We start from the raw sequence: 14,979 nt of genomic DNA, 5'->3' as shown, positions 1-14,979 counted from the left end.
TGTTTTAAAATTAAAGCTCAAAAGTATAATATCAGTATCTTTGGCACAAGTATACACTTTTTTGTATCCTACATACTAAAAGTATACTAATATTGACTATCAATATTTTAAAAATTAAAAAAATGACAAAAAATAATAACACAGATAAATCTACAGATGCAATTTGCTCTGTCGATTATGCTTTTAAACGAATTGGAGGTAAATATAAAGGTCGGATTTTATGGAATTTAAGCCTCAAAAATGTGCTTCGTTATGGTGAATTACGAAGAATTATTACAGATGTAACACCAAAAATGCTCACCCAAACTTTGAGAGAACTCGAAGATGATGAATTGATTTTTCGAAAAGTATACCATGAAGTACCACCAAAAGTAGAATATACATTAACTGATATAGGTATGGAACTCATTCCATTTATCAGTCATTTGAGAGAATGGGGCAGCAAACAGCTTGCAAAAGAGAAGGTTTGAACTAAACCATTGAAGGCTCCATTATCTCAGGAAACAATTAATGAACTACTAATTGCAATGGAAGAAAAGCAATCGGAGAAACTATAAAATTAGGCATCTGTAAAGAATGCCTAATTAGTTTTCTTTCACAAATTATATATTTCTTCCAGGTAATCAAATTGCATCATACAATTTTAATGTTTGGTTAAATGGAGCTCACTATAGATGTAAAAAGTGAGTTCTCTAAAGATCAGTCCTCAATGCAAAAGATTAAAAAATTACTTCACAGACATTACATTTCCTGTCCGTTTTAAGACTCCCCAACTTTGGCTTTCACCTTTAATCGCTCTTTTTAATGCCCTGAATAAAATTACATACATCAATTGTCTGTACACAAACCGTTGCGGAATTAACCATATTAATTTGGTCAGTTTTTCTTTTTCGAAAATAAAAGCAATAACACTAACCAGCACATCAACCAACATAAAAGCAATATAGTAAATTAATATTTTATGAAGACTGTCCGGATCATTATGATTCCAAATCAGACTTAAAATCAGCACCAAATCTGCCAAAGGTGCAAAGATTGGCAATACAATCTGAAAAATCAGAACATTTGGCAACGCCACCATTCCCAAACCTTTGTATCTGGGATTAAAACACGCATCTCTGTTTTTCCAAAATGCCTGCATAATTCCGTAACTCCAGCGAAAACGCTGCTTCATAAATTCTTTCAAACTTTCAGGGGCTTCAGTTATGGCGACAGCTTTTATACAGTTAATAATATGATAGTCATTTCTTAAAATACGAATAGTTAAATCGCAGTCTTCCGCAAGTGTATCAGTTGTAAAACCCCCGGCTTTTTCGATAGCTGTTTTCTTAAACGCTCCAATTGCTCCCGGAACAACTGTTATTCCGTTGATTAAATCAAAAGCTCTTCGGTCAAAATTTTGTGCTGTTGTATACTCAATACTCTGCCATTTGGTAAGCATTGTATTTTCGTTACCTACTTTTACATTTCCGGCTATGGCGCCAATTTCCTCATTATTTTTTAATTGAATTCGAAACCCTTTCATTAATTGCGAAATAGCATCAGTTTTAAGTTGTGTATCGGCATCAATACAAACTACATATTCATTTTGTGTTAATGCAATTCCGTAATTTAATGCTGAAGCTTTCCCTCCGTTTGGTTTGGTATGAACTTTTACTTTTGAATTATTTTTAAAAGCATCACTGACCATCTCAAAAGTTTTGTCTTTAGACCCGTCATCTACAAAGACAATATCAAAATCCGGATAATCCTGACAAAGCAAATTTTCAATTGTTTTTACTGCATTTATCTCTTCATTATAAGCAGGAACAATAATACTCACTTTTGGAAAAAACCCAAGAGACGATTTATAAACCGGCGGATATTTATGATCTCTCCATTTTTTTATAAATGCCATTACAGCCATCAATGCAATACGTAGAAACCCCAGAAAAATAGCAACCCAAAATGTAGCAGTAATAAAATGTTCAAACCAATATCCAAAATCAAAAATTAAATTATCCAGTGTAACAAACTCCCCTTTTGCTTTTGGCATAATTTCGTCTTTGGTTTTGCCAAGCAAATGAGAAACTGTTGTAAACTGAATATTTCTGTCTTTGAAATATTTAATAATTCGGGGCAAAGCTTCAACTGTAGCCTGTCTGTTTCCACCGGCATCGTGAAGTAAAATAATTCCTTTATCAGGATTTGCCTCGTATTGTTTTATTGTTCTGTTGTAAATAGTATCGGCACTTACACCTTTTTCCCAATCATTAGGATCAATACTTTCACCAACCGTATAATAATTTTGAGCTTTACTTAAGGCAATAGGTTTAAGTTCAGTTTCGGTTGTTGGTTCTGCATCTGCATTATAGGGCGCTCTAAAAAGCACCGTACTTCTTCCGGTTACAGCTTCAATAAGCAATCTTGTTGCTTCCATCTCGTCCGAAGCCCTTTCTGAACTTACTAATGCAATATTAGGATGTGTAAAAGTATGATTACCAATTTCGTGGCCTTCATTATAAATTCTTTGCAGCAAAGGAATATTGCTTTCTCCCTGAATACCAATAACAAAAAATACAGCAGGGACTTTTTCTCTTTTCAAAATATCCAATACCTGCGGTGTGTAAGTAGGATCTGGTCCGTCATCAAAAGTTAAAATTACTTGTTTGTGTACATTTCCGAATTTACTAATCACATATTTTGTTGGTAATTCTACATATTTTTGTTCCGTAATAATCGCTTCATCATTATCGATTTCCATGTCAATTTTTCCGGGAGCAGGATCGGCTATTACATTTAATATCTCGCCGTCACCAATATAAGCCGGACTTTCAATTGTTGTATTTACAAACTTCATAACCTTAAAATCGAAAGGTTTTTTACGGATACTTTCGTTGGTTAAACTGCGGTGATAATAACTCCAAAGCCGCTGGTCCTCACTTCCTAATCTCCACAAGGCAGTTCCTGCCAAACCATATTCATCGCTAAATCTAATAGTGTTAAAATTAGTCGCGGCATCAGTAAAATTAACCTGATGCTTTTTACCATTGCTGTCTGTATAAGCAAAAGAGTTATTGTAACTGTTATCATTATATATTATGGATGCATTATGCTGTTTTGCAATTGCAATTGCCTGATCGTAAGTGATTGTTTCCCCTTCTTCTTTTTCCTGCCAGTCGTAGCCATAGCCTGCAAAACAGAGAATAATTTTATTTGACGGAATTTCCTTTGCCGTTTTATCTACTATTCTTTCAATCCACTTCTGGCCGCTGATATCTCCGGGAACACTGCTCGCATAATGTTCGTCATACGCCATCAGGAACATATAATCATTATACTTTGACAATGCTTTTACATTAAAATCATCATTATCGGCCATAATATCCTGTGAAACTAAATATCCTTGCGGATGCAATTTTTCATACAGCTCTTTTTGAAAAGCAATTATGGGCTCATCACTATTTTCCTTAAATTCCTCAAAATCAATATTTATACCCTGAAAATTATATTGATTTAAGACTTTTGCAATATCATTAATCAGTCTTTCTCTTTTATTTTTGTCATGAAGAATACGATGAATAAGATCTCCATCAAATTCGCCTTCGCCTACTGATTCATTTATATTATTGATTAATGGAAGTATTTTTACTTTTCGCTTTTTCATCACTTTTAATGCTGCAGTATCAATCTCTGTTCGCAGTAAATCGGTTTTAGGGTCTATAAAAAACCATTCAGGAACAACCATATCGAGTTTGTCAATATTTTTTTGCAGTGAAAATAAACTTTGCGGATCCCAGTCAACATAAAAAGCTGCCCGAACTTCTGAAGCCGTTTTGGAAGAAACCGGTTGATTTTTTAATTTCTCTATTTTGGTTTTTGCTCTTAAGAAATAATCAAATCCTTTAAACTTTTTGAGTTCTTTAGCGCTTAAATCTTTAGGAGTAACAGGATTTTCAAGACTATGCCCTGTCTGAACAGTAGTGGCTAAAAGTGGTAATGCCGGTTTTAATCCTCTTTTTAAAGTAATGAGAAAAATTGGAACCATTAAAATGAGAATAAACAAAATAAGCCTGCTTGACCATTGAAAAGTTTTCCAGCGTTTTTGGGTAGATGTCTGAAATATTTGTTTTTTACCATCCATATATTCTTATTGCTTTTTAAGTGAATGCTATTAAAAATTAATCCAAAACTTAATTTTTAATTTTTGAGACTTTCTATAACTTCAATAAATCCTATTTTATATTCAAAAAAACTTTCCTGATATGTTATTCTCATCAAAAGCAGATTTGATTGTGGAGTAAAATTAATTGTATTAAATGAAGACAAAATGAACGTTTTAAATTTGCACAGAGTTAGCTTTTGAATAAAATTACGAAAGAAAAAAATCAGAAGAGTAAAGCCCGGACACAAAAGTCACTGACTAACAAAACATTATACAAGAATAGTAGGTAATACTTAAAAAAAATGGCCTGTTTTAGTACAGGCCATATTATAGTGTTTGTGTATTATAATTTATTTTAACCGGACACTCCATTCAAAATCCATTTCTGAGACCTGGATTCCTTTTTCGTCAGTTCCTATAGATTTCATCCAGAAGGTCTGTCCTTCGCCTGTTGCAATTGTTTTTTGGATCGCATCGGCAATTAAATGCCCGTCGTTACAAACGAATGTGATTCTGCCGGTTGCTTTTTTAGAAAAGTTCCCTTTATTATTGGCTACTAACATGGAGATTTTTCTTCCGCTTTCCTGAATTTGTGAAATTACCAAAGCTCCTGTTGTTAATTCTGCAGCCATTGCCTGAACTGCAAAATACATCGAATTAAACGGATTCTGATTAATCCAACGGTGTTTTACACTTACGATACAACTGTCTTTGTCGATCGCTTTTACCCGAACGCCACAAATATATGCCGATGGTAATTTGAATAATACAAATTTGTTGAGTTTGGAAACTGAAACTGCCATGTGATTTATTTTTTTATGTAAAAATACAAAAAAAACTATGCATGCACAATAAATTACTTTTACTTTCCTAAAATGTCAATAAAATCAGGTATTTACAATGTTTATCACTATTTTTTACGTGTTAATTAAATTTCAAACTTGTTAAAAATTTGTTAATATTTGGTACTATGCGAAACATAATACTGTCTTTTAGATATATATTTGCATAAGAAATTACTATATACTTTTAATCATGGAAACAACAACACCACTCATCATGGAAAACACATCAGAAAAGAACACTGCAACGTTCACGCATTTAAGTACATTAAGCCAATATATTATTCCGTTTGGAAATTATATTTTCCCGATTTTAATCTGGACAAGTTACAAAGACAAATCAGAATTTGTAAATCACCACGGAAAACAGGCTTTGAATTTTCAATTGAGCTTATTGCTTTACACTTTAATTTTAGCTTTAATAGCAATTCCGATTTTCGTAACCGTTTTTTTACAAAACCTTCCAATGGAAGCTGTTTTTAACGATGAAGATTTCATTATCAGAAATTTTAATTTTGAAGGAAACATTGGTTTAATAAGCGTTGGTCTTACGGCAGTTTTACTTTTTGGATTGTTAAAAGTAGTTGAATTCTTTTTAGTGATTTATGCTTCTATAAAAACTTCGAATGGAGAATATTATAAGTATCCAATGACGATTCCTTTTATAAAGTAAAATCAATAAACAATTATAAAAACACTTCGACTTCGCTCGGTGTGACATAATAAGCTTAAAAGTTATAGATTTCCAAGAGCCCTAGCCCTGACAGAAGCGGCATCCTTTTTCTGGCTCCTTTAGACAGAAAAAGATATAGCGGATGGCAGGAAACAGCTCCTGAAAAAACAATCAATCATCAATCAATCATCATCAATCAAAAAACGAATTGTTCAATCTAAAAAAAACAAAATGAAATTATGAACATTGAAAACACAAAAGCACAGATGCGCAAAGGTGTTCTTGAGTTTTGCATCTTATCTGTATTAAAAGAAAAAGACGCATACACATCAGAAATATTAGACACTTTGAAAAACGCAAAATTATTAGTTGTTGAGGGCACGGTTTATCCGCTCTTAACACGCTTGAAAAACGACGGTCTACTGAATTATCGCTGGGAAGAATCAACCTCAGGACCGCCACGAAAATATTATGGATTAACCGAAATAGGGCAAACATTTTTAAACGAATTAAATGGTACCTGGACAGAATTATCAGACGCCGTAAAACTAATCACCAATCAAAATCAATAGTCATGAACAAAACAGTAAATATAAACTTAGGAGGTATGTTCTTTCACATCGATGAAGATGCATATTTGAAACTAACGCGCTATTTTGACGCTATAAAACGATCATTGAATAGCTCATCCGGACAAGATGAAATCATTAAAGATATCGAAATGCGTGTTTCTGAATTATTAACAGAAAAACAAAAAAGCGAAAAACATGTTGTGGGATTGAAGGACGTTGACGAAGTAATTGCAGTGATGGGACAACCTGAAGACTACATCATTGAAGATGAAGCAAAATCAGGACAATCGTTTAATGACAACGGAAACAGAAGAAACAAAAAATTATACCGTGATAAAGAAAAAGGTATGATTGGCGGAGTTGCCACAGGTTTAGGACATTATTTTGGAATTGATGCTGTCTGGATAAAAATTATATTTTTAATATTTGTTTTTGCCGGATTTGGAACAGGGATTCTAGCCTATTTTGTACTTTGGATTGTAACTCCGGAAGCAGTTACTACATCTGAGAAACTGGAAATGACTGGTGAACCGGTTACAATTTCGAATATCGAAAAAAAAGTTCGTGAAGAAATTGAATCATTATCTGATAAATTTAAAAATGCAGATTATGACAAAATGGGAAACCAGGTAAAGTCGGGAGCTGAGAGAATAAGTAGCTCATTTGGAGACTTTGTCATGACGGTTTTTAAAATTTTCGCTAAATTTTTAGGGGTAATTTTAATAATGGCAGGAATCAGTACTTTAATTGCTCTTTTTATTGGAGTATTTACTTTAGGAACGAACTTTTTTGTTGAGTTTCCTTGGCAAAACTTTATTGAAGCCGGAAACTTTACAGAATATCCGATCTGGTCATTTGGCTTGTTAATGTTGTTTGCCGTTGGGATTCCGTTTTTCTTTTTGACGCTTTTAGGTTTCAAATTGTTATCCCCAAATACTAAGACAATAGGAAATATCGCCAAATATACTTTATTAGCAATTTGGATTATTGCTGTTGCAATTGCAATCAGTATCGGAATCAAACAAGCAACTGAAATTTCACAAGACAACAAAACAGTTGAGAAAAAAGCAATCAATATTACTCCGAAAGATACACTTTATGTAAAATTCAGATACAATGATTACTATGCAAAAGATTTGTATCACCACAGAGAATTCGAGTTTGTTCAGGATTCAGCTAATAATCAGTTGATTTATTCGAATGATGTTCGCTTACATGTTTTATATACAGATGCTTCTGCACCATATTTACAAATAGAAAAAAGCGCCAGGGGAAATTCACTTATAAATGCTAAAAAAAGAGCCGAAAAAATCAATTATAATGTTCAGGTTATTGGAAATCATTTAATATTGGATAATTATTTTGTAACTGATGTAAAAAATAAGTTTAGAGGTCAGGAAGTTGATGTATATTTGTATTTGCCGGAAGGACAATTGTTTAAACCGGATGCTTCGATTGAAGATTATGACGATTCAGATAATGATTTCTTCAACTTAAGAGGTGACTATAATTACAAAGTTGAAGGTTCTAAAATTATATGTTTAAATTGTCCTGCAGACGAAAATGAAAACGATGATGCAGAGGAAGAAAACAATATTCAAAATGACACTGTAAAAGAAGTTTCAATTAAAATTAATGGAAAAGAAGTTTTAAACGGCAAAAAAACGAACGGAAAGCTTACCACCGATAAAAACGGAGTTATAATCAAAATTAACTAGCCATGATAAAAATAATCATTCATATTACAAAATTCATTATTGCGACTATCACCGCATTATTGTTTGCCTCATGTAATTTTAACGGCAACTCGATAGAGGGAAGTGGAAATATTACTAAGGAAAAAAGAATTGTTCAGGGTGACTTTAAAAAAGTATCTGTCAGTAATGCGATCGATTTAGTAATCGAACAATCTGATTCTACTGAAATTACTGTTGAAGCAGATGATAATTTACAGAAAGAAATCGTTACAAGGGTTGAAAACGGAACATTGGTAATCAGCTGTAAATTCAATTCTTTTCATAATATTACAATGAAAAAAGTAACAGTAAAAATGCCTGTTATTGATAAACTGGAAGCCTCAAGTGCATCATCTGTACAAAGCAAAAATGTTATTCAGGGACAAGACATAAGTTTAGAAGCTTCAAGTGCCTCCACTATTAATATTAATGTCGAATCTGACAATATTACTTGTGACTCAGGAAGTGGAAGTACTATTAACATTGAAGGAAAAGCATTAAAAATTAAAACTTCGGCTTCAAGCGGCAGTACTATTGATGCCAAAAAATTATTAGCGAATGAAGTTCATGCAGAAGCTTCAAGCGGAGCAAGTGTAAATGTTCATCCAATTGTAAGTTTGAAAGCTGAAGCCAACAGCGGAGCAAGCATTAATTATGACTCTACTCCAAAAAATATTGAAAAAACTTCGAATTCAGGAGGCAGTATCAGTCAGGGCTAAAACCTATCTCTCTGTAAAATATAAAAGAAATCATTCATCAAAAGTGGATGATTTTTTTATATTTGTCAAAAATCTAATCTTAGAATTAATGAAAAAAAATAAAGCCTTACTACTGTTATTATTAATTACCACATTAACTTTTGCCCAAAAGAAAGAAAAAGTAAAAGGATCTAAAACCGTAACTACTTCAATAAAACAAGTAGGAGACTTTGATATTCTTGAGGTTGACGATAATATCGAAGTTTACCTGGAGCGCGGAGAAAAAAATGAAGTAAAAATTGAAGCTGATGATAATTTACATGATATTATCGGAATGGATTTAAGAGGTAAAGCACTTCGTCTATATACTTCAAAACAATCTACTATTTTTAAGAAATTAACTGTTCATGTTACCTATACCAAGTCACTAACAAATGTAATTACCAGAAATGAAGCCATAATTTATGCTATTCAGGAACTACAACTGGATGATATTTCTTTTAATAGTTTCGATTATTCTAAATTATTTTTGAATGTAAATACAAAGAAATTCAATTTAACAGCTGATGATAAATCGAAAACCGAATTGAATTTAAAATCAGAAGAAGCCAGTTTACAGTTAAGTAAAAGTGCCTCGGTTAAAGCATTAGTGTCTGCAATAAAATTCAAGTGTGACTTATATCAAAAAGCAGTTGCCACGATTGAAGGTATTGCAGAAAAAGGAACCGTTCGTTTAGATAACAATTCGACTTTTACAGGAACAAAATTCACTATAAAAGAAGCCAACTTTACTGCTGAAAGTTCTGCCACAGGAACAGTATTGGCAGAAAATACAATTTCTCTGGCAATAGGTGATAAAGCTGAAGTTTCACTTTTAGGTAAAGCAAAAATAGAACTTACACGTTTTAGCGAAGAGGCTAAATTGATCAAAAAGATTAAATAAAAAGTTTCAGGTTTCAGGTTTCAGGTTTCACAAAATAAAAATTCCCAATCATAAACGATTGGGAATTTTTATTTTGGAGGTTTTTCAGAATTAACATTCCAACAACCTGAAACCTGAAACTAAATTTTTATTCTTTAGCAGCCAAATAACGTTCAGCGTCCAATGCAGCCATACAACCAGTCCCTGCAGCAGTAATTGCCTGACGATATACATGATCTGCAGCATCACCTGCAACAAAAACACCTGAAACATTTGTATTTGATGTTCCCGGAGTATTTACAATATATCCTGTTTCATCAAGTGTGATGTAGTCTTTAAAAATATCTGTATTTGGTTTGTGACCAATAGCTACAAAGAAACCTGTTGCCGGAATTTCAATAACTTCGGCAGTAGTTTTGTTTAAAGCTTTAATTGCGTGTACTACATTTCCATCACCTAAAACCTCAACAGTATCATGATTCAATAAAATCTCGATATTTTCAGTTTTACGAACACGTTCTTCCATGATTTTTGATGCTCTGAACTTTTCGCTTCTTACCAACATGGTTACTTTTTTACAAAGTTTTGATAAGTAATGTGCTTCTTCACAAGCAGAATCCCCTGCTCCAACGATTACAACTTCCTGATTACGGTAGAAAAACCCATCACAAACCGCACAAGCCGAAACTCCGCCACCCATTTGCAGATAATGCTGTTCTGATGGCAATCCTAAATATTTTGCCGTAGCTCCTGTAGAAATAATAACCGTTTCACAGTGTAATTCTATTTTATCATTAATCCAAACTTTATGAATATCTCCGGAAAAATCAACTTTTGTAGCCCATCCGTCACGAATGTCAGCCCCAAAACGTTTTGATTGCTCTTGTAATTGTATCATCATTTCAGGTCCTGTAACCCCATCAACATAACCCGGAAAATTTTCTACTTCATTTGTTGTAGTCAACTGACCCCCTGGCTGCATTCCCTGATATAAAACCGGGTTCATATTTGCTCTGGCAGCATAAATAGCAGCAGTATAACCTGCGGGACCGGAACCAATAATAAGGCATTTAATTTTTTCTATTGTATCTGACATAGTATGATTGTATTAATAAATTGATGGTGCAAAAGTAAGTTTTTATTGTTGGAAAAAAGAACTCAACTAATCAGTTTTTGCTATTCAAAAATAGAGAATAACGAATATTGTAGAAATAAAAAAATCCTTTCTGTAAAATACAGAAAGGATTTTGTCGGGGTGGCAGGATTCGAACCTGCGGCCTCCTGCTCCCAAAGCAGGCGCGATAACCGGGCTACGCTACACCCCGTAAGCGGGTGCAAATATATAACTATTTTTTGCTTATCCAAAACAATTTAAGAAATAAGAAATATTTTTAATTACATACATTATAATTACGAATCTCTAATCATCTTATGTATTTCAATTAACACGAAAAGAACTAAAAAATCTACCTCAGTATTAAAATGTTATTATATTTACAATTCAATAACATAATAGATTCTCTATGGAAAGTTTTCTTTTGGTTGCATTATTTTGTTTTTTAATCTACATTCTTAATACTTTCAAAGGTCGTTTTGACAATCTGGAAGACGATATTCAAAAACTTAGCAAAAAAATAGATCTTTTAAAAGGGATTGAAAAACCAGTGGAGAAACCTATAGCCCCTCCACCAGTTATAATTCCAAAGGAAGAAATTAAATTTGAAAAACCGCAAGAAGTTATACCACCTCCTGCTCCGCCTATTAAAAAAGAAACTCCTGAAATAAAAGCTGAGAAAATTGTTTTCTCAATGGATTCAGATAAAAATCCACAGGCTGTAACTCCTCCAAAAGTAGTTTCAAAACCTTATGTTCCCCCTGTTCCGGAAAAATCATTTTGGGAAAATTTCAAAGAGCAAAATCCGGATTTAGAGAAATTTATCGGAGAAAATCTAATCAACAAAATTGGAGTTTTAATCCTTGTTTTAGGAATTAGTTATTTTGTAAAATATGCCATCGATAAAGACTGGATAAACGAACCTGCCCGTGTTGGAATTGGAGTTTTATGCGGTGCACTTGTTATGGGAATTGCCCATAAACTACGTAAAAGTTACGCTGCTTTTAGCTCTGTAATTGTAGCAGGGGCAATTGCTATTTTCTATTTTACAATCGGAATCGCTTTTCACGATTATCATTTGTTCAATCAAACCGTTGCTTTTAGCATAATGGTTGTAATTACAGCCTTTAGTGCTTTAATATCATTATCTTACAATAGAATTGAATTAGCGGTTCTCTCTTTAATCGGAGGTTTTGCAGTCCCTTTTATGGTTAGTACCGGCGAAGGAAATTATGTTGTTTTATTTACCTATATCAGTATCCTAAATGTTGGAATTTTAGCTTTAGCTTACTATAAAAAATGGAATCTGGTAAATATCCTTTCATACATTTTTACTATTTTATTATATGGAGGATGGCTTTCGCAGGAATTACAAGCAGAAAAACCTCATTATCCAGGAGCATTAATCTTTGGATTTGTTTTCTACTTTATTTTTATCGTGATGAATATCATCAACAATATTAGAACAAAAGGAGAATTTTCGATAGCTCAATTAACAATTTTAGCCAGCAATACCTTTTTGTTTTATGCTGCCGGAATGGCAATTCTGGATAGTTATCATCCTGAATTACGAGGATTATTTACAACCATAATAGCATTACTTAATTTAGTATATGCCTGGTTTTTATATAAAAAATTCGGTTTGGATAAAAAAGCAGTATATCTTCTTATTGGCCTGACACTAACTTTTATAACACTTGCCATCCCGATTCAGTTTGAAGGCAATTATATTACTTTATTCTGGGCTGCAGAAGCCGTTTTATTATTATGGCTTTCGCAAAAATCAAAAATCAGCAGTTATCGTTTTGGTTCTGTAATCGTACATGCTCTTATGATAATCAGTCTGATAATGGATTGGAACAAGTATTATAATGGTGATGCGGTTTTAAACATTGTTCTTAATCCAATATTTACGACTGGTTTGTTCTCAGTAATTTCTCTGTTTGGCGTTTGGTATTTATTGAAGAACGAAATTGAAGGAGTTGAACTGTTCGGCATCCGATTTAATCCGGAAAAATATAAAAAATTTATTTTTGAATTAGGATTTGTAATTGGTTATCTGGTCGGAATATTTGAAGTTACCTATCAATCAAATTATGCCATTGCCAATCCAAGTTCTGCTGCAGCACTGCCTGTCGTATATCATTTAGTATTCTTTGCTTTGCTTGCAGGGTATTTGGCAAAAAAGAAAACCGAAACAGGATATCAGGGGGCAACATTAATTGCTGTAATCAATATTATTTTGTTTGCATTTTGGTTTACTTATTATTCATTTAGCGAACATACAGAAATTATGATTTTTGGCACAGGTAAGCCAATTGCTTTTTATCTTCATTACATTTCATTGCTTATTATTATTTATTTTGGATTCCTATTATATAAAATGAATTCAGAAAAACTGGTTTTCTCCATGTTCAGCAAAAAGTTTTTTGCCTGGACCGCCGCTTTTTTGGTAATTTATATTGCCAGCACAGAATTAATGATTCATGGACTTAAATTATTAAATTCGCCGGTAACTATAGACGAGATTCATCAAAGTGATTTATTCAAAATTGATAAACTTGACATTGGTTATATTCGCGAGACAATAGCCTTCGATAATATTGAAATCGCAAAAACAAAAATAATCAAAACTGGTTTTCCTGTTCTTTGGGGAATTTTGGCTTTTATATTTTTAATTATCGGAATAAAAAAACAAACAAAAATGCTCCGAATTATCGCCCTGGCTTTACTTGGATTAACCATTTTAAAATTATTTCTATACGACATCAGTAACATTTCTGAAACCGGAAAAATAATCTCTTTCATTCTTTTAGGAATTCTGATCCTGATTATTTCTTTCGTATATCAAAAAATTAAAGTCTTAGTTATTGATGAAAACAAGCCTGAAAAAACAAATGAAACTGAATAAACTTTTATTACTATTATTATTGACCAACATTTGTTTTGGTCAGTTTCAAACCACTGGAAAACTAAAAGAAGTATCGCAGAATGGTTTTCATGAAATCAGGCTGTCTCCTGAAATTCGCTCTTTCTCCAAACAGGATTTGAGCGACATCAGAATATTTAATTCTAAAGGAAACGAAATTCCGTACTTTATTCAAAACAGTACAAATAGTTCGTCTGATAGTTTTGAAGCATATACTATAGTTTCGAAAAAAACAGAACCGAAGAAAAACACTTCGATTATTATTACTGTTCCATCAACTAAAAACAATAATCAGTTATCGCTTTTTATTGCCAATTCTGATGTAGTAAAAAAATATTCGATTTCCGGAAGTAACGATCAGAATGAATGGTTCGGAATATCAGATTCACAGTCGTTATATGACCTGAACAGTACCACAGAATCAAGTGTCGTAAAAACCATTACGTATCCATTAAGTACATATAAGTATTTAAAAATAGATTTTGATGACAGAAAAACACTTCCTATCAATGTTTTAAAAGTTGGAAATTTCACTACAAATATCCAAACGCAAAGCCTTCAGGAAGTTATTCCAAAGAAATTAACGACAACCGAAATTCCTTCAAAAAAAGAAACAGAAATTCATATTGTTTTTGATGCACCGCAAATTATGAACCAACTGGTTTTTGAGATTTCAAAACCAACTTATTATAACCGAAAAGTCACTCTTTACAAAAAAATGAAACAGCAGGTAAATCGAAAATTTCAAATATATAATGAAGAAATAGCTTCTTTCGAATTAAATTCAAACGTAAAAAACAGCTTCACAATTCCTGAAATATTCGAAAAAGAGGTTTTTATAAAAATTGAAAATCAGGATAATCTTCCTTTGACCATTTCATCGGTTAAATTCAATCAGAAGCCAATTTCAATCATTGCAGATTTAAATGCAGGTGAAAATTATATTCTAAAAACCGGCAATAAAAATTTAATGCAGCCGGAATATGATATTTCAAATTTCAAAGACAATATAACTGCTTCTCTGCCACAAATCAGCATATATGAAGTGCATCATGCAACGCAAGCGAAAACTGAAATACAAAAGAGAGCGTTTTGGCAGCAATCCTGGTTTATGTGGATTTGTATCATCCTGGGAGGAATTACAATTTTATTCTTTACGGCAAGTTTGATAAAAGATTTAAAAAAGCAGCATTAGATTAAAAACCAAAATTCAAATGTCCTTTTAATTTTTTGAAAATTGAATTTTAAATTCTTCGTTTTTAAAACAAAAACAGAAGGAAATAGAAAGAAATTTCTTTACTAATTTTCTTTATCGCCAAGATTAAGACTTATCAAACACGCACCAAACA

Annotated in this window: 11 protein-coding genes and 1 tRNA gene; 8 read left to right on the top strand and 4 right to left on the bottom strand. The window is 32.6% G+C overall.

Annotated features, from left to right (window positions below):
* Nucleotides 1–122: 122 nt before the first annotated feature.
* Nucleotides 123–470 carry a winged helix-turn-helix transcriptional regulator gene (locus PMI10_RS02295; protein ID WP_007804058.1) on the top strand — a complete coding sequence of 116 codons (348 nt, stop codon included), beginning with the start codon at nt 123–125 and terminating at the stop codon, nt 468–470.
* Nucleotides 471–727: 257 nt separating this feature from the next.
* On the opposite strand, the gene PMI10_RS02290 is transcribed toward PMI10_RS02295, so the two are convergent.
* Nucleotides 728–4,123: a polysaccharide deacetylase family protein gene (locus tag PMI10_RS02290; protein ID WP_007804056.1), complete on the bottom strand. Its 3,396-nt coding sequence runs from the start codon at nt 4,121–4,123 to the stop codon at nt 728–730.
* 371 nt (nt 4,124–4,494) lie between these two features.
* On the bottom strand, nt 4,495–4,947 hold the full coding sequence (locus tag PMI10_RS02285; protein ID WP_007804054.1) for a DUF4442 domain-containing protein: 453 nt from the start codon (nt 4,945–4,947) through the stop codon (nt 4,495–4,497).
* A 232-nt stretch (nt 4,948–5,179) separates the two neighbouring features.
* Here PMI10_RS02285 and PMI10_RS02280 point away from each other — a divergent pair, with 232 nt between their 5' ends.
* From PMI10_RS02280 to PMI10_RS02260, 5 genes are all read left to right on the top strand, one after another.
* Nucleotides 5,180–5,659, top strand: a complete 480-nt coding sequence (locus PMI10_RS02280) for a DUF4870 domain-containing protein (protein WP_157489680.1) — start codon at nt 5,180–5,182, stop codon at nt 5,657–5,659.
* Nucleotides 5,660–5,898: 239 nt separating this feature from the next.
* Complete coding sequence (locus PMI10_RS02275; protein WP_007804050.1) at nt 5,899–6,231, top strand: PadR family transcriptional regulator; 333 nt, start codon at nt 5,899–5,901, stop codon at nt 6,229–6,231.
* Between the two features lie 2 nt (nt 6,232–6,233).
* Nucleotides 6,234–7,949, top strand: coding sequence for a PspC domain-containing protein (locus tag PMI10_RS02270; protein ID WP_007804048.1), 1,716 nt, complete (start codon nt 6,234–6,236; stop codon nt 7,947–7,949).
* Nucleotides 7,950–7,951: 2 nt separating this feature from the next.
* The gene (locus PMI10_RS02265; protein ID WP_007804046.1) at nt 7,952–8,686 is read left to right on the top strand and encodes a head GIN domain-containing protein; all 735 of its coding nucleotides are present in this window, start codon (nt 7,952–7,954) and stop codon (nt 8,684–8,686) included.
* A gap of 88 nt (nt 8,687–8,774) precedes the next feature.
* On the top strand, nt 8,775–9,608 hold the full coding sequence (locus PMI10_RS02260) for a GIN domain-containing protein (protein ID WP_007804044.1): 834 nt from the start codon (nt 8,775–8,777) through the stop codon (nt 9,606–9,608).
* A 127-nt stretch (nt 9,609–9,735) separates the two neighbouring features.
* On the opposite strand, the gene trxB is transcribed toward PMI10_RS02260, so the two are convergent.
* Both trxB and PMI10_RS02250 read right to left on the bottom strand, forming a co-directional pair.
* Nucleotides 9,736–10,683, bottom strand: coding sequence for a thioredoxin-disulfide reductase (gene trxB / locus PMI10_RS02255; protein ID WP_007804042.1), 948 nt, complete (start codon nt 10,681–10,683; stop codon nt 9,736–9,738).
* A 154-nt stretch (nt 10,684–10,837) separates the two neighbouring features.
* Nucleotides 10,838–10,912: transfer RNA gene (locus PMI10_RS02250), tRNA-Pro, on the bottom strand.
* A gap of 198 nt (nt 10,913–11,110) precedes the next feature.
* On the opposite strand from PMI10_RS02250, the gene PMI10_RS02245 reads away from it, so the two are divergent.
* On the top strand, nt 11,111–13,612 hold the full coding sequence (locus tag PMI10_RS02245; RefSeq protein WP_007804039.1) for a DUF2339 domain-containing protein: 2,502 nt from the start codon (nt 11,111–11,113) through the stop codon (nt 13,610–13,612).
* A complete protein-coding gene (locus PMI10_RS02240; RefSeq protein WP_007804037.1) occupies nt 13,599–14,825 on the top strand; it encodes a hypothetical protein in 1,227 nt (408 codons plus the stop codon). Before PMI10_RS02245 ends, PMI10_RS02240 begins: the two co-directional genes overlap by 14 nt.
* The last annotated feature ends 154 nt before the right edge of the window (nt 14,826–14,979 follow it).

Origin of the sequence: Flavobacterium sp. CF136 (genome assembly GCF_000282055.1) — a bacterium.
Lineage (GTDB): Bacteria > Bacteroidota > Bacteroidia > Flavobacteriales > Flavobacteriaceae > Flavobacterium.
Note: the sequence above shows the minus strand (reverse complement) of the source record. Positions and strands in the feature narration are given on the sequence as shown.

Bases quoted from the DNA above. Each gene is read 5' to 3' on its own strand.
- PMI10_RS02280 (WP_157489680.1), top strand. From the start codon at position 5,180: ATGGAAACAACAACACCACTCATCATGGAAAACACATCAGAAAAGAAC.
- PMI10_RS02245 (WP_007804039.1), top strand. From the start codon at position 11,111: ATGGAAAGTTTTCTTTTGGTTGCATTATTTTGTTTTTTAATCTACATT.
- PMI10_RS02285 (WP_007804054.1), bottom strand. From the start codon at position 4,947: ATGGCAGTTTCAGTTTCCAAACTCAACAAATTTGTATTATTCAAATTA.
- PMI10_RS02290 (WP_007804056.1), bottom strand. From the start codon at position 4,123: ATGGATGGTAAAAAACAAATATTTCAGACATCTACCCAAAAACGCTGG.
- PMI10_RS02265 (WP_007804046.1), top strand. From the start codon at position 7,952: ATGATAAAAATAATCATTCATATTACAAAATTCATTATTGCGACTATC.
- trxB (WP_007804042.1), bottom strand. From the start codon at position 10,683: ATGTCAGATACAATAGAAAAAATTAAATGCCTTATTATTGGTTCCGGT.
- PMI10_RS02240 (WP_007804037.1), top strand. From the start codon at position 13,599: ATGAAACTGAATAAACTTTTATTACTATTATTATTGACCAACATTTGT.
- PMI10_RS02260 (WP_007804044.1), top strand. From the start codon at position 8,775: ATGAAAAAAAATAAAGCCTTACTACTGTTATTATTAATTACCACATTA.
- PMI10_RS02270 (WP_007804048.1), top strand. From the start codon at position 6,234: ATGAACAAAACAGTAAATATAAACTTAGGAGGTATGTTCTTTCACATC.
- PMI10_RS02275 (WP_007804050.1), top strand. From the start codon at position 5,899: ATGAACATTGAAAACACAAAAGCACAGATGCGCAAAGGTGTTCTTGAG.
- PMI10_RS02295 (WP_007804058.1), top strand. From the start codon at position 123: ATGACAAAAAATAATAACACAGATAAATCTACAGATGCAATTTGCTCT.